22 protein-coding genes are annotated in these 23223 nt (G+C 34.4%); 5 read left to right on the top strand and 17 right to left on the bottom strand.

Annotated features, from left to right (window positions below; genetic code table 11):
* The 5 genes from AC3WRL_RS19670 (at position 1) to AC3WRL_RS19650 (ending at position 6963) form a co-directional block, all read left to right on the top strand.
* On the top strand, positions 1-4803 hold the full coding sequence (locus AC3WRL_RS19670; protein ID WP_492331084.1) for a translocation/assembly module TamB domain-containing protein: 4803 nt from the start codon (positions 1-3) through the stop codon (positions 4801-4803).
* Positions 4804-4937: 134 nt separating this feature from the next.
* Positions 4938-5408 carry an Lrp/AsnC family transcriptional regulator gene (locus AC3WRL_RS19665; RefSeq protein ID WP_214828877.1) on the top strand — a complete coding sequence of 157 codons (471 nt, stop codon included), beginning with the start codon at positions 4938-4940 and terminating at the stop codon, positions 5406-5408.
* 68 nt (positions 5409-5476) lie between these two features.
* Positions 5477-5854 carry a hypothetical protein gene (locus AC3WRL_RS19660; protein WP_214828879.1) on the top strand — a complete coding sequence of 126 codons (378 nt, stop codon included), beginning with the start codon at positions 5477-5479 and terminating at the stop codon, positions 5852-5854.
* A gap of 165 nt (positions 5855-6019) precedes the next feature.
* Positions 6020-6544, top strand: a complete 525-nt coding sequence (locus AC3WRL_RS19655) for a TetR/AcrR family transcriptional regulator (protein ID WP_492331083.1) — start codon at positions 6020-6022, stop codon at positions 6542-6544.
* Between the two features lie 2 nt (positions 6545-6546).
* Positions 6547-6963: a nuclear transport factor 2 family protein gene (locus AC3WRL_RS19650; protein ID WP_261513077.1), complete on the top strand. Its 417-nt coding sequence runs from the start codon at positions 6547-6549 to the stop codon at positions 6961-6963.
* A gap of 53 nt (positions 6964-7016) precedes the next feature.
* Here the strand turns inward: AC3WRL_RS19650 and AC3WRL_RS19645 are convergent, their stop codons facing one another.
* The 17 genes from AC3WRL_RS19645 to AC3WRL_RS19565 all read right to left on the bottom strand — a co-directional run bounded on the left by AC3WRL_RS19645 (position 7017) and on the right by AC3WRL_RS19565 (position 23059).
* Positions 7017-7964 carry a transketolase family protein gene (locus AC3WRL_RS19645; RefSeq protein WP_214828891.1) on the bottom strand — a complete coding sequence of 316 codons (948 nt, stop codon included), beginning with the start codon at positions 7962-7964 and terminating at the stop codon, positions 7017-7019.
* Positions 7965-7974: 10 nt separating this feature from the next.
* On the bottom strand, positions 7975-9138 hold the full coding sequence (locus AC3WRL_RS19640; RefSeq protein ID WP_492331082.1) for a hypothetical protein: 1164 nt from the start codon (positions 9136-9138) through the stop codon (positions 7975-7977).
* A 32-nt stretch (positions 9139-9170) separates the two neighbouring features.
* Positions 9171-10025 (bottom strand): transketolase, encoded by an 855-nt coding sequence (locus AC3WRL_RS19635; RefSeq protein ID WP_353050475.1) that lies wholly within the window; start codon positions 10023-10025, stop codon positions 9171-9173.
* Positions 10026-10129: 104 nt separating this feature from the next.
* On the bottom strand, positions 10130-10651 hold the full coding sequence (locus tag AC3WRL_RS19630) for a hypothetical protein (protein ID WP_492331081.1): 522 nt from the start codon (positions 10649-10651) through the stop codon (positions 10130-10132).
* A gap of 1 nt (position 10652) precedes the next feature.
* The gene (locus tag AC3WRL_RS19625) at positions 10653-12182 is read right to left on the bottom strand and encodes a sodium:solute symporter (protein WP_214828899.1); all 1530 of its coding nucleotides are present in this window, start codon (positions 12180-12182) and stop codon (positions 10653-10655) included.
* A 110-nt stretch (positions 12183-12292) separates the two neighbouring features.
* The gene (locus AC3WRL_RS19620) at positions 12293-12577 is read right to left on the bottom strand and encodes a GNAT family N-acetyltransferase (protein ID WP_214828901.1); all 285 of its coding nucleotides are present in this window, start codon (positions 12575-12577) and stop codon (positions 12293-12295) included.
* A 1-nt stretch (position 12578) separates the two neighbouring features.
* On the bottom strand, positions 12579-12977 hold the full coding sequence (locus AC3WRL_RS19615; RefSeq protein ID WP_492331080.1) for an OsmC family protein: 399 nt from the start codon (positions 12975-12977) through the stop codon (positions 12579-12581).
* Positions 12977-13195, bottom strand: a complete 219-nt coding sequence (locus AC3WRL_RS19610; protein ID WP_214828905.1) for a (4Fe-4S)-binding protein — start codon at positions 13193-13195, stop codon at positions 12977-12979. Before AC3WRL_RS19610 ends, AC3WRL_RS19615 begins: the two co-directional genes overlap by 1 nt.
* A complete protein-coding gene (locus AC3WRL_RS19605) occupies positions 13195-13773 on the bottom strand; it encodes a TMEM175 family protein (protein WP_214828907.1) in 579 nt (192 codons plus the stop codon). The genes AC3WRL_RS19610 and AC3WRL_RS19605 overlap by 1 nt, the downstream gene beginning before the upstream one ends.
* Entirely contained in the window at positions 13773-14306 is a 534-nt protein-coding gene (locus tag AC3WRL_RS19600) for an NADPH-dependent FMN reductase (protein WP_261513073.1), read from the bottom strand. Before AC3WRL_RS19600 ends, AC3WRL_RS19605 begins: the two co-directional genes overlap by 1 nt.
* A 32-nt stretch (positions 14307-14338) precedes the next feature.
* A complete protein-coding gene (locus AC3WRL_RS19595; RefSeq protein WP_492331079.1) occupies positions 14339-15238 on the bottom strand; it encodes a pirin family protein in 900 nt (299 codons plus the stop codon).
* Positions 15239-15294: 56 nt separating this feature from the next.
* Entirely contained in the window at positions 15295-15612 is a 318-nt protein-coding gene (locus tag AC3WRL_RS19590) for a GNAT family N-acetyltransferase (RefSeq protein ID WP_492331078.1), read from the bottom strand.
* A gap of 131 nt (positions 15613-15743) precedes the next feature.
* A complete protein-coding gene (locus tag AC3WRL_RS19585; RefSeq protein ID WP_214829218.1) occupies positions 15744-16619 on the bottom strand; it encodes a pirin family protein in 876 nt (291 codons plus the stop codon).
* 120 nt (positions 16620-16739) lie between these two features.
* Positions 16740-18140 (bottom strand): MFS transporter, encoded by a 1401-nt coding sequence (locus AC3WRL_RS19580; protein ID WP_492331077.1) that lies wholly within the window; start codon positions 18138-18140, stop codon positions 16740-16742.
* 223 nt (positions 18141-18363) lie between these two features.
* The gene (locus AC3WRL_RS19575) at positions 18364-19173 is read right to left on the bottom strand and encodes a hypothetical protein (protein WP_214828924.1); all 810 of its coding nucleotides are present in this window, start codon (positions 19171-19173) and stop codon (positions 18364-18366) included.
* 231 nt (positions 19174-19404) lie between these two features.
* Positions 19405-21075 carry an asparagine synthase B gene (asnB, locus tag AC3WRL_RS19570; protein ID WP_214828926.1) on the bottom strand — a complete coding sequence of 557 codons (1671 nt, stop codon included), beginning with the start codon at positions 21073-21075 and terminating at the stop codon, positions 19405-19407.
* A gap of 319 nt (positions 21076-21394) precedes the next feature.
* Positions 21395-23059 carry a GLPGLI family protein gene (locus AC3WRL_RS19565; RefSeq protein WP_492331076.1) on the bottom strand — a complete coding sequence of 555 codons (1665 nt, stop codon included), beginning with the start codon at positions 23057-23059 and terminating at the stop codon, positions 21395-21397.
* Between the last annotated feature and the right edge of the window lie 164 nt (positions 23060-23223).

Raw genomic sequence — 23223 nt, 5'->3', positions numbered from 1 at the left:
ATGGCAAAGTTAGAGAATAATAACGAAAATGAGAATAAAAAATCTGTAACTGAAAACTTAAGTGATCAGGTACAAAAGACTGTAGAAAATGTAGAGGAGAAGGTAAAAGAAACCGTAAAAGAGGCATCTGAACTGGCTTCAGATGCCGTTCATCATCCTGTGGAAACTGCCCAGGAGTTTGGTAAGCAGGCTGCTAAAGATGTTACCAGCTATTCCTGGTGGGCAAGGCTTCTGCTCATTTTATTCTGGTTAGGTTTTTCCCTTATTGTTGCGGTTATAGTTATTATAAATCTTCCTGTTACTAAGCAATGGGCAGCTGATCAGGCATTGCAAATCGTTAATAAAGATTTCAAAGCAAAAATGTCCACAGAAAGTGTGGAAGTGAATTATTTCGGGAATGTTACTATTAAAGGATTAAGAGTTAAAGATTATAAAGGGCTAGAGTTTATTAAAGCCCGGGAATTTCGTGCCAATTCAGATTGGTTGTCACTGGCGGCTGGGGCAATTTCAGGGAAAAGTAACTCGCTGAGTTTTAATTCCCTTACCATGGTAAATGCAGATGTGAAAGTAATCACTTATAAAGGGGATAGCATTTCCAACTTCATACGTTTTACACAATTGTTTGATAATGGAAAGAAAAGAGATCCTAAAAAACCTGCTTTCCAATTAAACTCCAGAGTACATATCGTAGATTCTAAGGTTTCGATTGTTAATCAAAATTCACCTGGTGAAGCAGGGAAATGGCTGACTGCCACTAAATTTAACCTGAAAGCCCCTAATTTAAAAGTTAATGGAGCTGACATTTCAGCACTTATTAATAACTTATCTTTTGTAACTACAAGATGGGGAAAATCTCACTTTGTAGATACTTTCTCCACTGAATTGTCACTGACTCATAAATCCCTTTCTCTTAAAGATTTAACCCTAAATACAGATCATACTCTTTTACAGGGAGATATTAAGTTTAATCTTAATAATGGTTCATGGGCAGATTTTGCAGATAGGGTAAGATGGGATATGAATCTTAATCAGGGAAGTCAGCTAAGTGGTTATGATATCAGTTACTTTGTTACCAATTGGGATAACTTTAAGCCCTTTAATGTTTCTGGGAAAATGACAGGGCCATTAAACAAATTTTACCTTGAAAATTTCCTTATCAGAAATCCTGACGTGAATATTGCGACTCAGACCATGAAGGTAAATAATCTTTTAAAGGGTAAATTCCTGATCGAAACAAATAACCTTTCTACAGACTTTACCTATAAAGATCTAAAAGCAATGATGCCTTCATTTATCTCTAAAAAGATGAAGAACTTTGCAGATGATTTTGGAAAACTAAAATACAATGGATCAGCAAGAGTGAATCCTGATCAGATCTATATTCCCAATGGTAATTTAATGACGGGAATCGGACAGGCTAAGATTTCTAAACTTTCTCTTACAGGATATAGTACGGCAATGCCAAAGTACTCTGGATATGTGGAAGCAACAGACCTAAATACTTCAGTCATTACAAAAAATAAATCAGTAGGACTAATATCAGGGAAATTTGATATCGATGGACAAAGCTTCGATGTTAATACCATGCGGCTGACTACAAAATCTCAGATTTCAAGTATTGAGATCATGAATAAAGAAATTAACAATCTTTATCTGGACGGTTTATTGGATCACAAAAAATATAATGGAACAATCACAGTAAATGATGAACAGGCTAAAGCTACGATAAAAGGACTTATTGATTTCAGTACATCAAGAATTGCAACAGATGTAAATGCTGATGTTAGCTATCTGAACATGAATTATTTTACTAATAAACCTGGAAATCAGATCGTAAGTGGGAAGGTGGTTGGAAAAATGGCGATGTCATCTCTTAATGATCTGACATTGGATGTAGAGGCCAATAATATCAATTTTGCGACCGCGACACAGAAGTATATAGTTCCAAATGCTAAATTAAAAACATTTATTGAAGCTGGAGGTAGGGTTATTTCCGTTGATGCTCCAGGAGCAGTAAATGGAAAAATTTCCGGCAAGTATAATTTGGCGGATCTTGCGGGGATGGTTGAGAATGGATTAGGTAAGATCTTAGTTGGGCCACCACCAAGAAAGCTATATAGAGGGCAGAATTTTGCAATGAATTTTGATGTTCAGCAAGGATTAGTGAGTTATTTTTTACCTGATTTGAAACTTCCCCAGGGAGCATTAGTTGAGGGACAGTATGATGGTAATTCAAATAATCTCATTCTTAATGTAGATGCAGCTTCATTAAAGTATATGATGACCAAAGAAGTTGAGATTACAGAAGCAGATAAGGCATTGGCAGAAGCAAATCCTGCATATAAGATAAATGCGAGAGATAATATCACCAGAGACAGTGCTTTGGTTGATAGTGTAATGGTCAGAATAAATACAGCCAATCTTGATGAGCAACTGTATGCAAAAATAAATAAGGTTCAGTATAACAAAAATATACTCAAAGATATTACGCTCAGTGGAAAGAATGAAAATAACACAACTCTTCATCTTGCCACTAAATTTAAACATGGAAGTCCTGAAGATGAACTGGAGGACAAGCTTAAAGAATATGCCATCAATGTAAATCAGTCCACCAACGAGTTTGGTGATTTTGTATTCAAATTTGATCCCACTGAAGTAAAGTTTAACGAGGTAACCTGGGCTATAGATACAAGTCCGGAACTTGATCACTCAATAACGTACAGGAAAAAAACGAGCGATTTTGAGATCAGAAACCTGAAAATCTATTCTGATAAAAGCGTATTGTTCATTAAAGAATCCACGTTTAAATCAGCTAAAGATTTTTACGTAGACGCTGATATCAATGACTTTTCTATTGAAAAACTTCTGGAAATGCAGTCTGGTGGAAACTCTATGAATCTAAAGGGACTGGCAAATGGGAGTGTGAAAATAAGAATGGATAAAAGCACCCTTCAACCATTGGTTGATTTAACGGTTGATGATATCCAGATGAACGGAAGTGATATGGGAGATCTTACCATTTCTGCTACAAACAGTTTTTCGCTGAATGTGTATGATATAGATGTAAAAGTAACTTCTGCCGGGGTTATCGGAAATAACAATCTACATCTGACAGGAACTGTTAATAATAATACTTCTTCACCTACAATCGATCTTGTGGCAGAGATGCGTGAGTTCAATGTTTCCTTTGCGCAGCAGTTTGTACGGTCAATTTTTGGCAACCTTAGAGGAAAAGCTACAGGAGATCTTAAAATAAACGGGACTCTGAAAAATCTTGACTACAGTGGTGATATTGCTTTAAAAGAATTTGGATTAAAACTTCTATTTACAGGAGTTGATTATTCATTTGATGATACCGTTATACCATTATCAAAAGGTCTGGCGATTCTTAATAATATTGAAGTTCATGATGGAAGATCCAATTCTAAAGGAAATATTTCAGGAGCTATACAGTTTGAGACACTCTCTTCAATGGGGGTCAATCTTGTAATGAGGGCAGATAATTTATTGGTGCTTAATAGTACCCAAAAAGATCTTGATCTATTTTGGGGTAGGGTATATGGCCAGGGAGATCTGTATATTGATGGTCCTGTGTCGGGTCTTAGTATTACGACACCTAATATGAAAGCACTTAGTGGAAGTACATTTACGTTTAATTCAAGTTCCACTTCCAATGTTGAAGAATTTAAAATGCTGAGGTTCTTAAAAGAAGGAAAAGATGGCTTGGTAACACTTGAAGATAAGAAAAAAACGGGAGCTAATATGCATATTGACTTCTCTCTTGATGTTGATAAGGGAACGACAGTAAATGTTCTGGTTGGAGATGATGTGGGGAATATTACGGTAAAAGGAGAGGCTAAGAACCTGAAATTCCAAATGAACAGACAAGGGGGTATTGCTATGGCTGGAACCTATAGAGTGGATAATGGGACCTTTGTTTCAAAAGCAATTCTTAATAAAACATTCCAGATAGAAAAGGGCAGCAGTATCCGTTGGGATGGTGATGCTATGAAGCCGGCATTGAATATTACAGCCAACTATGTGAGAATGGTTTCCAATGCAGGGCAATATTTAAATATGGGTAATCTTCAGCCTATAAGTATATTACTACAGGCTAATATTACGCAATCTCTTGTGGATCCTAAAATAGATCTGGATGTATCTGCTCTGGATGTATCAAGTCAGGTAAAAGAAACGCTGGCTGCTAAAATGAGTCAGGAGGGTGAAAAGGTTCTTCAGTTTGGTTCTATACTGTTGTTAAATAGTTTTAATATTTCAAATACCGGTGGGGTGGGTGTCGATGTTGCCGGAGTAGCTGAATCTTCGGGATATAATATGCTTTTAAAGCAATTAGGCTCAGTTCTTAATACAATGAGTAATGAATTCCAGATCGACTTAAATTACGTAAAAGGGGATCAGAATTCAAACACTGGAGATCGGGCGAATGCGGGGGTAAGTTTTGCACTTTCCCCAAGGATAAAAGTGAAGACCGGTTTGGGAATTCCATTAACGAAAACTGAGAGTACTGAAGCTAATTATCTCTCCGGTGAGGGATCTATTGAATATGATATTTCTAAGAAAAATGACGGAAGTTTAGTTTTAAGAGGGTACTCTAAACCTACGAATATCGGAATGGGACCAGGTGGAACCGGCACTAACGGATCTGCAAATCAAGCCTATGGAGGCGGTGTTGTTTGGAGTAAAAGCTTCAATTCTTTATTTAAAAGGAAAAGAAAAGATAAAAAACAACCAGATGTGAAAAAGGAAATAAAAACAGATTCCCTAAAAGCAGAGGGTAAATAATTTGAATATTTTAATGATTTTTATCATCTGTGTTAATTATTGTTAATTATTGTTATAATTTTTTTAGTTAAATTATTTTTTATAGATTTGCAAAAAATACATAGATTTTTTAAGAAAATTGTAATTTAACTAATATGAACTATCAACTGGACGAAATAGACAAAAAGATTCTTGATTTCTTAGTAGAAAACACAAGAATGCCTTTTACTGAAATTGCTAAACAGATGGATGTGTCTGCGGGTACAATTCACGTAAGAGTGAAAAAAATGGAAGATGCAGGTATTATTTTGGGGTCATCCCTTAATATCGATTATGGTAAGTTGGACTATCATTTTACAGCCTTCATCGGAGTTCTTTTAACTAAATCAAACCGTACGCAAGAGGTTTTAAAGGAATTAACAACTATTCCTAATGTAATCGAAGCGAGCGTGATTTCTGGAAAATATAATATTTTCTGTAAAGTAAGAGCTAAGAATACTGAAGATGCGAAGAGAATTATCTATCAAATAGATGATATTCAGGACGTAATGAGAACTGAGAGTATGATTTCTATGGAAGAATACTTAAGTGATAAGAATAGATTAATCAACGCTATTTCTATTTAATCAAATTGTAAACGAATAATTATAGAAGAACTTATGAAATTACTCATAAGTTCTTTATTTTTGTACCTATGGAAGAATACAGTTACTTTGATGAAGATCCAAAGAAAGGATGGGGTTTTATTTTAGCATTTGCATCTTTAATGCTATTTACGATCATGGGGTTGGGGATAGATGTGGATGAGTATTTACAACACGAATATCTTAATATTCCAAGATGGTACTTCTATATCATTTTTTCTTTAGATCTATTGATGATGGTCAGCCTTGTTCTGATGTTCTTCTATAAAAAAATTGGGATCTTTACTTTTCCCGTATTATTGGTTTTGCACTTCTTTATGCACAACTATTATCTGTCTACATTTTTATATACAGATGTTACCAACCTTTTCCTTTTTACAGGATTTGGTATGCTGGCTATAATTCCCAAATGGAAATTCTTTAAATAGTATATATGGCCTTCATTTTTGAAGGCTTTTTTGTATTATAAAGTGGATCGGGAATCTTGCTGATCCAATAAGTATATCCTTGAATTGTTTTATCTAAAATAAATCAGACAGACTTGTCTGTCCGTATGGTGCTTTATTGTATATTTGTTGTACAAACATATTACTATGACATCTCCTAAAGAAAGAATTGTAGAAACTACACTGAAATTGTTTTCTACACAGGGATATAATTCAACAGGGATCAATCAAATCATTTCGGAAGCGAGTGTAGCTAAAGCAAGCTTTTATCAGCATTTTAAATCCAAAGAGGATTTATGTGTTGAATTTCTCAATACAAGACATCATTATTGGTTTAATGAGCTGGAGAGTTTCATTGCAACAGAAAAAAACTATAAAGACAGGATAATTGCTTCTTTTGATTTTCTGATCTATATGAACAATAAGGAGAACTTTAGAGGATGTAGTTTTTTGAACATCTTATCAGAAATCCCTATAGATAATACTAAAATATTAAATGCCATTCAGGACCATAAACTGGAGCTTCGGAATTATTTTAAAAAAATGTTATCGGATGATATATGTGATCATATTTATCTTCTTTTTGAAAGCAGTATAATAGAGAGCCAGCTATTTAAGTCGAATGAATTAGTAGAGAAATCTAAAAGAATAGTGACCAATTTAATACAATAATAATGGAACAGAAACACCCACTTCCACCTTTCACTCTAGAAACGGCAAAGGAAAAAATTCAATTGGCAGAAGATGCCTGGAACAGTCAGGATCCTGAAAGAGTCTCCAAAGCTTATACAGAAGATAGTGAATGGAGAAACAGAGATCGATTTATAAACGGAAGAGGAGAAATTGTTGAATTTCTTCGTCAAAAATGGGAAAGAGAACTTAATTATAAACTTAAAAAAGAATATTGGGCACATACGGATAATCGCATCGCTGTTCGATTTGAATATGAATATCAGACAAAAAATGGGGATTGGTACAGAGCCTACGGAAATGAAAATTGGGAGTTTGACGAGAATGGGCTTATGCAAAAAAGATACGCAAGCATTAATGATCTTGCTATAAAAGAAGAAGATCGGAAATTCAAAAACTAAAAAGATTAAAAGCATCCCATTGGGATGCTTTTAATGAATATTTTAAAGATAAATTATTTCTCTAAAATTCTTTTTACTGCTTCTTTTACGGCAGCAGAATCAATTTTATATTTTTTCATTAGTTCAGCAGGAGTAGCGGATTCTCCGAAAGTATCATGTACTGCAACGAATTCCTGTCTTGTAGGTCTTTTTCTTGCCAACATTCCAGCAATAGACTCTCCTAAACCTCCTAAATAGTTGTGCTCTTCAGCAGTAACAATTTTTCCGGTTTTTTCAACTGATTTTAAGATGATTTCCTCGTCTAACGGTTTAATAGTATGGATATTGATCACTTCACAAGAGATCCCTTCTTTTTCAAGCTCATCTGCGGCCACAAGAGACTCCCAAACCAAATGTCCTGTTGCGACAATCGTTACATCCGTACCTTCTTGTAAAAGAATTCCTTTTCCAATTTCGAAAGGCATATCTTCAGGAATGAATACAGGAACTGTAGGTCTTCCGAATCTTAAATATACCGGGCCTTCAAAATCGGCGATAGCAATAGTAGCTGCTTTTGTCTGGTTGTAGTCACATGGGTTGATTACCGTCATTCCAGGAAGCATTTTCATCATACCGATGTCTTCTAATACCTGGTGTGTAGCTCCATCTTCTCCTAATGTAAGACCAGCGTGAGAAGCACAGATCTTTACATTTTTCCCTGAATAAGCGACAGACTGACGAATTTGATCATATACTCTTGAAGTAGAGAAATTGGCGAAAGTTCCCGTGAAAGGAATTTTCCCCGTAATACTAAGACCCGCAGCTATACCAATCATGTTAGCTTCAGCAATTCCTATCTGGAAAAATCTTTCTGGTGCTTTTTCAATGAATTTTTCCATTTTCAAAGAACCAATAAGGTCTGCACAAAGTGCTACTACATTTGGATTTTTATCAGCAAGTTCAGCTAATCCGGCTCCGAATCCTGAACGTGTATCCTTTTTTTCTGTATATGTATATTTCATTTTTATTTTTTTAATCTAGATTTTTTAAATAATTATTTAATTTCTTCTTATCAGATTGATTAAGTGTTTCCTGAATAGTATTGAGATAAAGAACTTCACGTCTTATTTCATCTAAAGTCAGTTTAATTCCTACATTATGTCCGGAAGATTGTGTAAGGTACATATCACAGACTTGACCTACATAATTTCTTATATGTCCTTTAAGCTCTTTAAAATCAAAGCTAGGAAGATCTTTTTCGAAATTTTTGCAATGTAAAGGAAGTCCTTTCCAAAGAGTTTCACTTGGAATATTGGTAATAGCCAAGCTTCCATCTTCATCCTGATTCTTTTTGTAGTCTGAAGTATAATCAGGAATGTAATAATAGGCCTGATCTGAATATGGATCTATAGCCGCCGTTGCTGAATCAGCAATAACTGCTGTAGAATCTGTTACTGCATATGCAGAATCATTTTTTGCATATTCTTCTTCCTGTTTTTTATAGGCAATCATGATAGAGTCCTGCTTTCTTTGCTGATCAGTCATTGCTTTTTTATGATCAAAAAACACCTGATCTTTAGAATCTTTAATTGAAGCCAAAACGAAATACTCTTTGTCATAAGTTTTTTCAGGACCCGCTTTTAAAATAAGTCCGCTTAAACCTGAATTTTTCATTTTGATACCTGGAAGATATTGATTCAAAAGTCCACTAAATACACTCATGTTATTAATAGATGACTGATCATCAATACATAATTTCAAATCTTCATTTTCCTTTTTTGTACCATCCTTTGATCGGTAATTGATCAGATAATGTGAACAAGATGTTCCTAAAATAGTTTCTTTTGTACCCAGCTTCTTGGCTTCCAAAGTATACTCTTCCTTCTCTCCATAACCGTAATTGCTATAACCAAGATACATCAATGCACCCAACCCTGATCCAGTAAGACGGCTGTTCATTTCTAATGAAACAGAAGTTGTTCCTAATGCATCTGTATAGTAATACATTGGAACATCCTTAATGTTCAATTTGGTAAGAAATTCATTGTTGTTACTTGCAAACATTTTTAAAGATAGCATAGGAGCTTTTTTATCAATCATCTGATAATTGAACTCTTTAGCAAAAGAAATCTTTTTCTCTTGCGCTATTCCCAAAATAAAGCTTGTAAGCAGACAGATTAAGATGAATTTTTTCATGGAAAACTTAATAAATGTGATCATCTAAGATATTAGTAATCTGCCGGAGCTTCCAAATAAAGTTGTTTGAATGCTGTTTCCAACTGCTCATCATTAGGAGCTTTACCATGCCAAGCGTGACTTCCCATCATAAAATCAACTCCAGCACCCATTTCTGTATGAAGGATAATAGCAACAGGCTTTTCTTTCCCCGTTTCGGCTTTTGCTCTCTCAAGAATAGCGATCACTGCCTCAAGGTCGTTACCGTTTTTCTCTTCTAAAACAGTCCATCCAAATGCTTCCAATTTAGCATGTAGATTTCCTAAACTTAATACATCATCTGTGTCACCATCGATCTGACGACCGTTATAGTCAATAGTAGAGATAATATTATCTACTTTTTTAGCAGCAGCAAACATTAAAGCTTCCCAAACCTGACCTTCTTGTAATTCTCCGTCTCCATGAAGAGAGTAAACTAATGATTGGTCACCATCTAATTTCTTCCCTAAAGCAACCCCTAAAGCAACAGAAAGTCCTTGTCCTAAAGATCCTGAAGAAATACGGATTCCAGGTAATCCCTCGTGAGTAGTCGGGTGACCCTGTAATCTTGAATTTAGCTTTCTGAAAGTTTTTAATTCTTCTACCGGAAAAAAGCCAAATCTAGCTAAAGTAGAATAATAAACCGGTGAAATGTGACCATTTGAAAGATAGAAATGATCTTCATTTTTACCTTCCATAGTGAAAGGAAGATGATAGTTCAATACTTTCCCATAAAGTGCTGTGAAGTACTCTGTACAACCTAAACTTCCGCCTGGATGTCCTGAATTAACAGCATGAACCATTCTTAAAATGTCTCTTCTGATTTGCGTAGTAAGAGATTTTAACTCTTCGATACTTTTACTCATTATATCTGATTTATTTGCACGCGAATTTACAATTTTTTAATGGCTTATGGAAATACAAAATCCGAGCGGAAAACTCGGATTTTGAATTATTTAAAGAATTTATCTTTTTAGCAGCCTTCGTTAAGGGATACTGAAATTTCAGTGACAATATTATTAACCATCTTGAAAGATAATACTGTTCCTGCATCAGTGTCGTTCAGTATGAAATAACTTTCATTTTTAACCTGTTTCCCTTGGTCATCCCATCCAGGATATGTACTGTAGCTTGGATAATTTTTGTAAGCATTAATGATATCATCTTTCGTACTTCCAACACCAATACCACTTTTTGTTTTAAATTTCTTACTGGTAGTAGAAACACCATATATACTGTAACCATTGGTCTCTTTCCCTTCATTATCATATTCCTGGGAGGTGCTGATCATAATGATTTCTCCACTGTACTTTACCGAATTTTTAAATTCTCCATTCGTTAATCTTAATTTTGCTCCGGAATACTTTTCAATCTCTGCACTTTTCATAAATACTTTATAAGGTCCGATTCTTAATGTTGAAACCTCAAAACTTTCCTGTGCAGAAAGAAAGCCAGAAGCAAAAAGAACCAATAAAAGTGGAATAATTTTTTTCATATTATTTTGTTTTTTTTAAATGTGATTTAGAATTATTTTTTCTGATTAGCCAAAGGCCAAAGAACGTCAGTAAACCATTAATGATAAGTAATTCCAATCCTATTTTAAAGTCACCGAAAATACTTACCTGATATTTATCGATGAAATAAGAAATTATGGGTGCCGCAATACAGACGTAAGGAACAAGTTTATCCTCAACCTTATATTTTGTAAAAATACCAAATGCAAAAAGACCCAAAAGCGGACCGTAAGTGAATCCGGCTAATTTTAAGATCAATCCAATCATGGAATTATCATTGATCATCTTAAAAATAACAACCATTATCAGGAAAGAAAATGCAACGATCAAATGTACATTTTTACGGAATTTTTCTTTCTTTTTGTCAGTCCAGTCTTTCTTTTCTTTCATTCCAAAAATATCGATACACAATGAAGACGTAAGAGCCGTCATAGCGCCATCCGCACTTGGAAATAAGGCTGAAATTAATGCTATAATGAATATAATTGAAATAAAACCAGGCATATGATTTAATGCCACTTCAGGGAAAATTTTATCTCCAAAAATCTCTTTACCACCCAATAAGAATTCTTTTTTAGGGATGCCGTCTTTTATGATTTCAGTAAAATGACCTCCTTGGCTTTCTCCAAAAAGATAAAGAAGCCCACCCATATAAAGGAATAATGAAATCACACCCAGTAAAATAAACCCAAGCGTAACCATATTCTTCTGAGAATCCTTTAATCTGGTTACAGAAAGACTTTTCTGCATCATTTCCTGATCTATTCCGGTCATGGTAATGGTAATAAATGCTCCAGCAAGAATCTGCTTTATAAAAAAACCGGGAGAATTAAAATCCATTTCGAATATTTTAGTGTAGCCTTTATCACTCATTGCTGTTAAGCTTTGTCCAACACTTAGATCCAAATGATTAAGCATATAAACGGTACAAATGATCAAGCCCAGGAGCATACATGAAGTCTGTAACGTATCTGTCCATACAATGGTTTTTACGCCACCTTCATAAGTATAAAGAATAATCATCGCAAGAATGATCAAAGTGGTTACAATAAACGGAACTCCTAAATTATCCAATATAGTTACCTGAAGAATATTGACAACCAAATATAACCTGGCTGTAGCACCTACCAATCTTGAGACAATGAATATCCACGCTCCTGATTTGTATGAAAGTTGTCCCATTCTCTGCTGAAGATAGCCATAAATTGAAGTTAGTTTTAATCGGTAGTATAAAGGGAGTAGGACGTAAGCAACGACAATATAACCTATAAGGTACCCTAGTGTAATCTGTAAATAAGAAAAACTGTCTTTACCCACTGCACCTGGAACACTCACAAAAGTTACCCCCGAAAGAGAGGTGCCGATCATTCCAAAGGCAACGAGCATCCAGTTACTTTTACGGTTTCCAATAAAGAAACTCTCATTGTCACTTCCCTTACCCGTTTTATAAGCTACCCAAAGGAGCAGCGCAAAGTATACAACGATAATGGACAATAATATAACTGGAGACATATTTTTTGCAATTAAAATTTTACAAATATAGTTTTTTTATGTTCTGATAAAAAAGAAAAACCTTTCAGGGTAGATTCCTGAAAGGTTTACAAAGTATTTTTTCTCGTCAGCTAGACTACGACGTCCTGTAGGTCTTCGTTCTTCTGGAAAGTAGCTTTCGCAAAAGGACAAAGCGCAATTATTTTTTTGCCTTGTTTTCTTGCGAAATCTACTGCCGCTAAAACCATGTCTTTACCAACGCCTTTTCCGTTGTACGCTTCTTCTACTTCTGTATGATCAATAATGAATCTTTCTTCTCCAGCCCAGGTATAAGTCATTAATCCTGCGCGGTTTCCGTCTATGAAAGCCTCAAAACTTCCGTGTTTTTCGTCGTTGTTTTGTTTTACCTCTGTCATATTATGAAAATTTGGTTAGTATTTCTATATCGTTTGTTAAAATTTTATGAATAGGGCAGGCATCAGCAATAGTGTGAAGCCTTTTCATTTGATCACCATCCAGGTTGGTTCCCTCAAAGCTGATATTTCTTGTGAAAACAGCTCTTTTGGAAAGCGGAAAGTTTTCCAGATCAACCTCTACGTTAATCTTCTCTACATCCCATTCTTTCCTGTCGATGTACATTCTTAAAGTCGCAGCAGTACAGCTCGCCAAAGAAGTGGCCAGAATTTCAAAAGGATTGAAACCTTTATTTTGCCCTCCTTTATCAATGGGTTCGTCCGTAATGATCTTATTTTCACCGGCTATTACTTCCGTATAATATTTTGTTTTTCCTAAACTTGCTTTTACGGTTACCCCCATTATTTTTCAGTATTGAATTTGTAACTCAATGCCCCTGAAGGACATTGCTCGATTTGATCTTTAAGTTCTTGTGTTGTTGCGTTCTCAACCTTTATCCAGGGTCTGTCCTTAGGGTTATAAACTTGCGGAAGCAATTTTACACAAATTGCGGAATGGATACATTTTTTTGGCATCCAGATCACAGCAAGATCTCCATTATTATATTCGTGCGTTTCCATTATTCTTCTTTTAATATTTTTTCGATTCTTCTGTCAGGAATGAGCCATATAAGAGCAACGATGTAATAAAAACAGATAGCAATATAAGGATAAAAAAAAGAAGTTACGATTCCTGTTATGTAAAATACAATTGAAATGTATTCTTTAAATTTTGAATGTATTGCATCTTTTAATTTTGAATTTTCCCCTTCACATTGTACAATTAAATTCTCCATGATAGTATATGCAATGGCACACATAATCAGTCCAATACCATAAGCGGCAACAGGATTTTTAGCAAAACGGGTATTTCCGATCCACTCTGTTGCAATGGGCATCAATGAAAGCCAGAAGAGTAAATGCAGATTTGCCCAAAGTACACTTCCATTAATTTTTTTTGCAGCCTGAAAAAGATGATGGTGATTATTCCAGTAGATCCCAACATAAATAAAACTGAATATGTATGCTAAGAGCTTTGGAACAATGGGTTTAAGGCTCGCCCAGCTATCTCCTTCCGGTACTTTGAGTTCAAGGACCATGATGGTAATGATAATGGCTAAGACACCATCACTGAATGCTTCTAGTCTTCCCTTGGTCATTATCCTGTAATCTGGTTTTTAAAATTTTCAATTTTATCATTCAGTTCTTTGAGCATATCCGGATTGATAACGCCACTTTCCAGATCAAAGTTTTCATAAAACTTTGGTAAGGAAAAAGTATCCTTAACTTCTGCCGCAAATTGCGGGAAAAAGGTTTTTGCAGTATTCATCACATTTCCACCTCCATAGCCACCAGGAGAAGTACTCATTAAAAGCATCGGTTTATTTTGAAATACTTTTACATTAACTCTAGAAGCCCAATCGAAAACATTTTTAAATGCAGCACTATATGACCTGTTATGTTCTGCAAGGGAACAGATGATCACGTCGCAGTCTCCAATTACTTTTAAAAATTTATGAGCAGGATCTGGAAAACCTTTTTTCTCAAGATCCACAGAAAACACAGGCATGTTATAGTCATTCAAATCAATGAGATTGATCTCTTCATTTTGAAAACTTTTTAACACAAATTTTACCAGTTCTCTGTTAATCGAAGTGGAAGAAGTGCTTCCTGCAAATGCTAATATTTTCATTGGTTATTTAAGTTGTTTGGCTCTGATCCAATTTATTTTCTGTTCAAAATTGATTTTGGAAGTGGAACGAAGTCTTGGTCATCTCCAGGAACTAATGGGAAAGCATCATGGTTTTGATCATTCCAGTTTACCTTAGCCTGATCAAGTAATTCTTTATCCGAATTTACGAAATTCCAGAATATAAATCGTTCTTCATCGAAGGGTTCTCCTCCGAAAATATAAACAGTAGCATTTTCACTCATTTCAAACTCACATAGCTTAGTGTCTTTGGCTATTAGAAGCTGTTTTGATCCATAAGTATTTCCCTCGATATTTACTGTTCCATCTAAAACGTACATAGCGGCTTCACCATACAGATCCTGTCCTATACTTATTTTCTGTGCGGTTTTGGTTTTTATTTCAATGAAAAATAATTTACTGTGTACAGGAACCGGAGATTTTTTTTCAAATGCTTCTCCAGCAATTAATTTATAATGAATTTCACCATCCTCCCAAACCGGAAGCTCGTCTGCTTCGATATGATGAAAAGTTGGCTCACTTCGCTCCAAGTGTTTTGGAAGTCCTACCCAGATTTGAAAACCATGAAGTTTTTTATCCGTTTCTCTTAAATACTCAGGTGTTCTTTCAGAATGAACAACGCCTTTTCCCGCGGTCATCCAGTTAACTGCTCCAGGTTTTATCTCCATGGCGCTTCCAATGCTGTCACGGTGAAAAATAGAACCCTCAAGCAAATAAGTTAAAGTAGATAGTCCGATATGTGGATGTGGCGGCACATCCAGATTTTGATAATCTTTTAATTCTGATGGTCCCATATGGTCTATAAAAACAAACGGACCAACTGCTCTTTTTTCACGGAAAGGTAAAAGTCTTCCCACCAAAAAATTTCCTATATCTGCAGCTTTTTCTTCTATGATAAGTCCAATATTTGACATAATAATGTGCTCTTTTAAAATTGATTTAATTAAAGTGTTGTTACTTTTTTGTGATATTAAAGTTTACTGTATCCTTCAAATCTGTCATCGACAATACGTTTCCATTCCGGATGCTTTTTAATATAAGCGAAAACATAAGGACAGAGTGGAAGTAATTTTTTGATATTTTCTTCAATATAATAAAGGGTTTTCTCAACAACAGCTGCCGCGGCTCCTGTTCCTGCTAATTCTGGTTCAGCTTCTGTATGTACTAAAATTATCTGACTGCCCATTTCGCGATAATCAATAAAAGCAAAATGTCCGTTTACTTCTATTTCAAATCTTTTCTTTGAGTCATTTTTAACTAAAGGAATATGTTCAAACTCTGATTTCATTATGTATTTTTTTAATTATAATATTTATAATGCTTAAAAGTGTTTCGTTAAAGGTAATAAAAAGCAATAATTAAATAATCGGCTTAAGATTAAGATTATTTAATTATTGCTTAATTTCCTTAATTTGTTAGTTAATCTTCCAGGTATCCAAACTTTCCGGTGTTGAAATCTTCAAAAGCCTGCATGATTTCCTCTCTTGTATTCATTACAAAAGGGCCGTGTGGAAAAATAGGCTCTTTGATTGGTTCTCCGCTGATGATCAGTACGATTGCATCCTCGCTTGCTTCAATAGTAAAATCTTCACCTTGATTTTCAAATAATACGAACTGATCACTTGCAGCCTTTTCACTTCCGTTCACCATAATACTTCCTTCAATCACAAGAGCTGCGGTATTATAATGGTCAGGAAAATGAAAGTCAGCTTTTCCACCAGCTTTTAACTTAGCATTCATCATATGTACAGGAGTGAAAGTAAAGGCCGGACCTTTATTTCCATTATATTCTCCAGCTATTATTTCAATTGATCCATTTTCTCCAAGATCGACCAATTTCATATCTGAATTCTGAATAGCCTGATACTTTGGTTTACTCATTTTATCCTTAGCAGGAAGGTTTACCCAAAGCTGAACCATCTGAAAAATTCCTCCGGTCTTGGACCATTCTCTTTCATGGTATTCTTTATGCAGAACTCCTTTTGCTGCAGTCATCCATTGTACATCTCCTTCTCCGATTATGCCGCCGCCACCTGAGCTGTCATGATGTTCGACTTTTCCCTTATAAGCTATTGTTACTGTTTCAAAACCTCTGTGTGGATGTACACCCACGCCTCTTGGTTTTTCAGATCCGTTAAAATGAAATTTTGAATTATAATCGAGCATAATAAAGGGATCCATTCTTTTCATGTCCAATCCGGATGCTCCTGGTATAAAGTTATGAACTCTAAAACCATCACCTACAAAATGTGCAGGTTTTGGTGATATCACCATTTCTACTTTTTTAGTTGTCATCATAATGTTGATTTTTTATACAAACAAAAATAGAGTAGATGGAGATCAATTGCATTGATCTGTGTTAAGTTCGTACAGATCTGATTTTCACAGATTTGTTAAGGATTGAGAATAAAGGTGTTATTCTTTGGATTTCATGTTTTTACCATCTGAAATATGAAGCCTTCTAAAGACCAATCCTGAGAGAATCGTAAGTACACCAACCGTAAGAAAAGTGTAACGGAATGCATTGTGTATTTCTCCTTTAATAAGATCAGTGCTTTCAAATATTTTTAATACAATAAGACCAAAGGCGATCCCAAAACCTATAGCGAGCTGTTGATTTACAGATATCAGAGAATTTCCGCTACTGGTCTGGAAGTTTCGCAAATCTGCGATGGAAATAGTATTCATAGAAGTAAACTGAATGGAATTGAAAAACCCCAAAACAGCAATAATAGGAACAAACCAGGATAAGGAAGTATGGATATTTGGAATGGCAAGCAGGCATATTAATGTTCCGATAATGAATGTATTGACCATTAAGGTCTGGCGATATCCGAATTTGTCTAAGATCTTGATAACTGAAGACTTTCCAAATATCGCTGTTAATGCCATAGGAGCAATAATCCAGCCTGATGTAACTGCAGATTGTTTATAAGCAATCTGTATCATTAAGGGGAGTAATAAAGGAACAGCACTGATTCCTAACCGAGTGGCCATGTTTCCCACAATTCCTACACGGAATGTTCTCACCTGAAATAAGTTTAAAGGAAATATAGGGTTTCCACCTCTTTTTGCATGTCTGTAATAATAGTATAGAAATAAGAAGCCCAGAATAAAAACAAGAAGAACGGGAGTCGTATTCTGTAAATCTCCAAAAAGTTCCAGTGAGATAGAAAGCAGGAGAGAGGCTGCCGCAAAAATCATGAATCCTTTTAGATCGAAATCAACATCGTCAGATTTATAATTAGGCATGAATCTAATTCCTAAAATAATTCCTAAAATCCCAATAGGGATATTAATAAGAAAGATCCAGTGCCACGATAGGTAATCTACCATATATCCTCCAACAAGAGGACCGAGGACAGGGCCAATAAGTGCAGGAATAATGGCGAAATTCATCGCTTTTAATAGTTCATTTTTATCAAATGTTTTTATTAAAGCTAATTTTCCAACAGGAGTCATCAAACTGCCACCAACTCCCTGTATTACTCTTGAAATAACAAGGTGCGTGAGGTTCTGTGATAAGGCACAAAATAATGAACCCAGACTAAAGAGTACAAGAGAGAAAATAAAGACCTTTTTCGTTCCGAATCGATCTGCTAAAAAACCACTTGCAGGCATAAAAACCGCTAATGTCAGAACATAACTGATAATAGCGTTCTGCATATTCAAAGGCGATTCCTTCAGATCTTTTGCTATAGAAGGTAAGGAAGTATTTAAAATTGTTGAATCCAGCATCTGCATAAAAATGGCAGTGGCAAGAATCAATGGGAGGATCTTTTTAATAGATGTTGTGGACGAGTTGGTTTCAGACATTTTATATCAGCTAGAATCTTTAAATAATTTATATCAGTAAAATTTCAGCTAATTTGAGTTGATTAAAAATGTAGTAGTGGAATTAAAAGAAGAACCTATTTTCTTTCCTCTGTTTATAAATTGCTCAAATTAACGCATTAAAAAACTTAATAGAATTTATTATTAGATAAAGAAATATCTATAAAATTAAAAAGTCTTGTGAAATTTCACAAGACTTTTTAATTTATTTTTTAGTTTTTTCTACTCCTTTCCATTCATCCCCAGCTTTTCTGTACTGGCTTAAAATAAAAGTTTTGAAATCTGTTGTTTTATATTCAATGTTATCCGTGTTCTGTTCAAATGGCATGATGTAGTAAAAATCAACATCTGTTTTATCTGTTTTATTTCCTTTTTTCACAGAAGGAACATATTTTGAAAACTTATATCCCGGAAGGTATTGCTTTAAAGAAGCATAGAATTTTTTATCTTCTTCACTAGGAATAATATCTACAATATTAAAATCATCTTTCTTCTTGTCGATCCAAAGGTAGTATGTTTTCTCTTCCTGAGTTTTTTTGTTTAGAGAGTTGAATGCAAATAATTCTTTTGGTACCAGTTCCTTAATTTTTTCAGGATCTACTTTTGTGAAATATTCGCCTTGAGAAGGATCCACATACGTTTCGAGATTGTACATCAAAACAGCATTGTTCTCAAAATTTTTATTTTTAAAATATTGATTTAGAGATAATTCCGCTGTTTCTCTTAATTCTTTACCTCTTGCATCTAATTTTTTAGTTAGATTTTGAGGGTTTACTTTTTTTACAAACTCATATAAAACAATTGGTTTTACATCCTTAAGGTGAGGATATGTTTTTAATTGCTCAGCTTTTGCCAGCCAGTAATATTGTTGATAGTAGTTTTCTTTTTCGTTATCCTTTACAGTCTTATAAGTTAGGGCAAGTTTTTTTGAGTTAAGATATTTACCAAATTTACCTTGGCCAAAAGCAAAATTTATGGATAATAAAGCAAAAAAGATAGTAATGGTTCTTCTCATTTTATAAAATTGATTTTTTCGTTTTCCAAATATAATTATTTATTAGATACTATTTTTGATTGTCGGTTAAAATCTGTCAATATTCTTGCTGTTAATTCAAAAGAAAATCCTGTATTGCTACAGGATTAATAAATTTTACTTTAGAAGATAGGATGTGAGGCTTTAGAATCAGATCGGAATAATTTTTATTCTGATGGTCTAACTCCAAAAAATCTATCTCTCAAAGATTAATTATTCATACGATGTTTCATGTACTTTTACTGCCCTTCCACTTGGGTCATTCATCTTTTTAAATGCCTCATCCCATTCTAAGGCAATAGGGGTTGAACAAGCAACTGACGGTACAGATGGTACAGTTGCTGCTGCGGTTTCACTTGGAAAATGCTCTTCAAAAATAGTACGGTATCGGTATTCTTCTTTATTTTGAGGAGTGTTCAGTGGAAACCGGAATTTTGCGTTAATCATCATTTCATCGGTAACCTCTTTTTCTGCGACCTCTCTTAAAGTATCAATCCATGAATAGCCAACACCATCAGAGAACTGTTCTTTTTGTCTCCAGACAATAGACTCCGGAAGCGTGTCTTCAAAAGCTTTTCTTAAGATCCATTTTTCTATTTTTCCTTCAGCGACATTGATCATTTTATCCTTCGGATTAATGGACATGGCTATATCCATGAATTCCTTATCCAGAAAAGGAACACGACCTTCAATTCCCCAACTCATTAAAGCTTTATTTGCTCTTAAGCAATCGTACAGGTGAAGCTTTCCTAATTTTCTTACCGTCTCATCATGGAATTCTTTTGCATTCGGTGCTTTATGAAAATATAAATATCCACCAAAAAGTTCATCAGAACCTTCACCAGAGAGTACCATTTTTATTCCCATAGATTTAATAACTCTTGCTAAAAGATACATTGGAGTTGAAGCTCTTATCGTTGTTACATCGTAAGTTTCAAGATGATAAATAACATCGCGAATGGCATCCAACCCTTCTTGTACAGTAAAATTGACTTCATGATGGACAGATCCTATATGTTCTGCGGCTTTTTTAGCGGCTGTAAGATCAGGAGATCCAACCAGTCCTACGGCAAAACTATGCAATCTTGGATACCATGCTTCCTGAGTATCTCCGCTTTCAACTCTTTGTCTTGCATATTTCGCTGTAATTGCAGAAATAACAGAAGAGTCTAAACCTCCGGATAATAATACACCATAAGGAACATCACTCATCAATTGTCTGTGGACGGCATCTTCAAGTCCTTTTCTAAGTTTTTTTATATCGCTTTCGTTGTCTTTTACTTCATCGAAGTTTACCCAGTCTCTTTTATACCATTGTTGGATTTCATTGCCATCCTTACTATATATATAGTGTCCCGGTAAAAAAGTCTCTATTGTTTTACATACCCCTTCCAGTGCCTTTAATTCTGAAGCTACATAAAAGTTTCCACTTCTGTCCCAGCCTTGATATAAAGGGCATATTCCCATATGGTCACGAGCAATAAGATAAACATCATTTTTTATGTCATAAAGTGAAAAAGCAAAAATACCATTTAGTTTTTCAAGGAAGTCTTTTCCGTATCTTTCATAAAGAGCCAAAATAACTTCACAGTCAGATTGAGTTTGAAATTCATAGTCAGGGAATTCTTCTTTCAATTCTCTGTGGTTGTATATTTCTCCATTTACAGCTAAGACGATATTTCCATCTTTAGAAAATAACGGTTGTTTTCCAGAAGTAGGATCCACGATTGCCAATCTTTCATGAGAGAATACTACTTTTTCATTTTGAAAAACACCACTCCAGTCTGGACCCCTATGACGGATTTTTTTTGACATTTCTAAGACCTGAGGTCTCAATATTTCAGTTTTTTGTTTCGCATCAAACAAACATACAATTCCACACATTTTTTATCATTTATTTAGAAACAAAAGTAGGGTTGTAATTTAAAAAAGACAATATAAATTAAATATAAGTTAATATTTTTAACTTATTAATTGAATTTGATTAAAAATATAAATTAATTTAATGAGAATAAATGATTTTGGTTGATATTTTTCACTACAAACTAATGCTACTATTCATACGAAATTAAAACGATATATTTATTAATCTATGGTAATTAATTATATGAATTTTTACATTTACTTTGTGGCTCGAAATAATTTTTTTTCATCATTTGTGTTTTTACCTTCTTGTGACTAATATCACAAGAAGGTTTTGTTTTTATTGGACTCCTAGTAAAACACCTGAGACATTCCATGAGCTGAAACTTGTGCCTTCTGTTGGTCCCTGTGGGATTTTTATCTGGATATTATGTTTACCTGCTTTAAGATCCCCCAATGGAATAAAGTTAGGGTTGGTAAGTGTTCCGGGACACCAGTTTGATCTGCTCAGATCTGAGGAAGAAAGGCCGTCCGGAAAATTTCCTGACGCAGGATTATATAGTCTATAAGATCCACAATCTGTTCTCCATGGTGTGAAAGAGAATGTCATTTTGCCATCTAAGAATATAGAATTGGCCTTTGGAACAAACTCATCACCATTTTCCCATCCGCCGTGACCAGTAGTAATGTACCTTAATTGTGCATTTTTAAGATCCTTTTTCAAAGTGAATTCTACAAATAGTCCTTTATCCTGATTGAACATTGTTGAATAATCCTGACCAGCCATTTCCATAATATTTACTGTATTGAACAGTGGTAGTACCATATTATTTTTATGAATGGTCTGATCGCTTTTGTGAATCGTAATATCAAGGCTTACCTTATGTCCACCTTTGTCATAATTACCTATAAATGTACCGATCCAAAGTTCTTTTTCTGATAAAGAAGGCTTTAGATCTGTAATATCCTGTCGGTAAGGACTTATTGTTTGCCAGTCTTTTCCTTTCAACTGGATATGATTAAATTTCTGAATACCAAAAGCGGTAAAGAAACGCATCATTTCAATACCTGGGTCATAGTTTTCCGTTGAAGTAATACCATAATATTGTTTTCCATTTCCATTTTCATAAACAGGAAGTGTTTTGGCTCCTTTTTCCAAACCATCAAAAAAAGATTGCGATTTATCTTGGGGTATGAAAAATACGGTTCCCGTTCTGTCATAGGCGTCACCATTAGATTGTTGCTTTAGTTCAACAAAAATATTTTCACCATCAGATATTTTAGGAAACTTTACTTTTTTTAAAATGATAGTTCCATTGGCTAATCTTTTTACTTTCTCATCGGATTTTGACTCATCTGAAAAATTAATAATTTCATTTTCAAAGATATTTAAAGTGGTAAACCTGCTTTTCCAGAGAAGATCTTTATATCCTGACAGATCAGTAGTTCTGATCTGACCTTTTATAATGTCATCAATATCCGCTTTCTTAACTTTTTTAATGGAGCTGGCTGTAATTAATGAGTTTTTATTTCGTTCAATTTCTAATACCAAACCCATATTTTGACCTAATGTTGATGGCCCGCCGTTTATTTTTAGATCATTGGTGTACCAAACTTCAATAGTGTTGGAATTTATTTTGGTAACCGCTTTTTTACAGGTGTACCCTAATATTTTCTTAGTTTCACTGGTTAATTCAAAAGTTTGCTTGCTTACCGATTCCTTATCCGATGTAGAAATCGTTTCAGAGGGTTTTAAAAAAGCATAAGAAACGATCGTGTTAGAGGGTTTCTCTACTTTTGTAATCTCAAATGGATATTCACTTTTCTTCTCTCTTATTGAATTATTGAGAATATAATTTTCCTCAGAATTTACCCATATAAAGGTAGGAGATTGGTCTGCTTGTACTTTTCCGTTATAAGAACTGATGTATTGAATTTCATATGTCTGTGCGTTCGTAACAAAAAATACGAAAATAGATAGACTTAATAAAATTCTTTTATACATAGTAATAGGGATTTATCACAAAGATAGAATTAGTAATACATGTCTATTTTGCGAATTAAAATTGGTTTTTGATATAATAGGTGTTACATATAATAAGAATGTTACGGAAATATAAAAATATTTTTATCATAAGATGTCTTTTGGTTTAAAATATTAAGTTCGAG

This window comes from Chryseobacterium sp. FW101-FHT12H09, assembly GCF_058790395.1.
This window is presented reverse-complemented; position numbering and strand designations above follow the sequence as displayed.

Excerpts from the sequence above, each read along its gene's own strand:
- AC3WRL_RS19670 (WP_492331084.1), top strand. The coding sequence starts at position 1 with ATGGCAAAGTTAGAGAATAATAACGAAAATGAGAATAAAAAATCTGTA.
- AC3WRL_RS19665 (WP_214828877.1), top strand. The coding sequence starts at position 4,938 with ATGAACTATCAACTGGACGAAATAGACAAAAAGATTCTTGATTTCTTA.
- AC3WRL_RS19660 (WP_214828879.1), top strand. The coding sequence starts at position 5,477 with ATGGAAGAATACAGTTACTTTGATGAAGATCCAAAGAAAGGATGGGGT.
- AC3WRL_RS19655 (WP_492331083.1), top strand. The coding sequence starts at position 6,020 with ATGACATCTCCTAAAGAAAGAATTGTAGAAACTACACTGAAATTGTTT.
- AC3WRL_RS19650 (WP_261513077.1), top strand. The coding sequence starts at position 6,547 with ATGGAACAGAAACACCCACTTCCACCTTTCACTCTAGAAACGGCAAAG.
- AC3WRL_RS19645 (WP_214828891.1), bottom strand. The coding sequence starts at position 7,964 with ATGAAATATACATATACAGAAAAAAAGGATACACGTTCAGGATTCGGA.
- AC3WRL_RS19640 (WP_492331082.1), bottom strand. The coding sequence starts at position 9,138 with ATGAAAAAATTCATCTTAATCTGTCTGCTTACAAGCTTTATTTTGGGA.
- AC3WRL_RS19630 (WP_492331081.1), bottom strand. The coding sequence starts at position 10,651 with ATGAAAAAAATTATTCCACTTTTATTGGTTCTTTTTGCTTCTGGCTTT.
- AC3WRL_RS19625 (WP_214828899.1), bottom strand. The coding sequence starts at position 12,182 with ATGTCTCCAGTTATATTATTGTCCATTATCGTTGTATACTTTGCGCTG.
- AC3WRL_RS19620 (WP_214828901.1), bottom strand. The coding sequence starts at position 12,577 with ATGACAGAGGTAAAACAAAACAACGACGAAAAACACGGAAGTTTTGAG.
- AC3WRL_RS19615 (WP_492331080.1), bottom strand. The coding sequence starts at position 12,977 with ATGGGGGTAACCGTAAAAGCAAGTTTAGGAAAAACAAAATATTATACG.
- AC3WRL_RS19610 (WP_214828905.1), bottom strand. The coding sequence starts at position 13,195 with ATGGAAACGCACGAATATAATAATGGAGATCTTGCTGTGATCTGGATG.
- AC3WRL_RS19605 (WP_214828907.1), bottom strand. The coding sequence starts at position 13,773 with ATGACCAAGGGAAGACTAGAAGCATTCAGTGATGGTGTCTTAGCCATT.
- AC3WRL_RS19600 (WP_261513073.1), bottom strand. The coding sequence starts at position 14,306 with ATGAAAATATTAGCATTTGCAGGAAGCACTTCTTCCACTTCGATTAAC.
- AC3WRL_RS19595 (WP_492331079.1), bottom strand. The coding sequence starts at position 15,238 with ATGTCAAATATTGGACTTATCATAGAAGAAAAAGCTGCAGATATAGGA.
- AC3WRL_RS19590 (WP_492331078.1), bottom strand. The coding sequence starts at position 15,612 with ATGAAATCAGAGTTTGAACATATTCCTTTAGTTAAAAATGACTCAAAG.
- AC3WRL_RS19585 (WP_214829218.1), bottom strand. The coding sequence starts at position 16,619 with ATGACAACTAAAAAAGTAGAAATGGTGATATCACCAAAACCTGCACAT.
- AC3WRL_RS19580 (WP_492331077.1), bottom strand. The coding sequence starts at position 18,140 with ATGTCTGAAACCAACTCGTCCACAACATCTATTAAAAAGATCCTCCCA.
- AC3WRL_RS19575 (WP_214828924.1), bottom strand. The coding sequence starts at position 19,173 with ATGAGAAGAACCATTACTATCTTTTTTGCTTTATTATCCATAAATTTT.
- asnB (WP_214828926.1), bottom strand. The coding sequence starts at position 21,075 with ATGTGTGGAATTGTATGTTTGTTTGATGCGAAACAAAAAACTGAAATA.
- AC3WRL_RS19565 (WP_492331076.1), bottom strand. The coding sequence starts at position 23,059 with ATGTATAAAAGAATTTTATTAAGTCTATCTATTTTCGTATTTTTTGTT.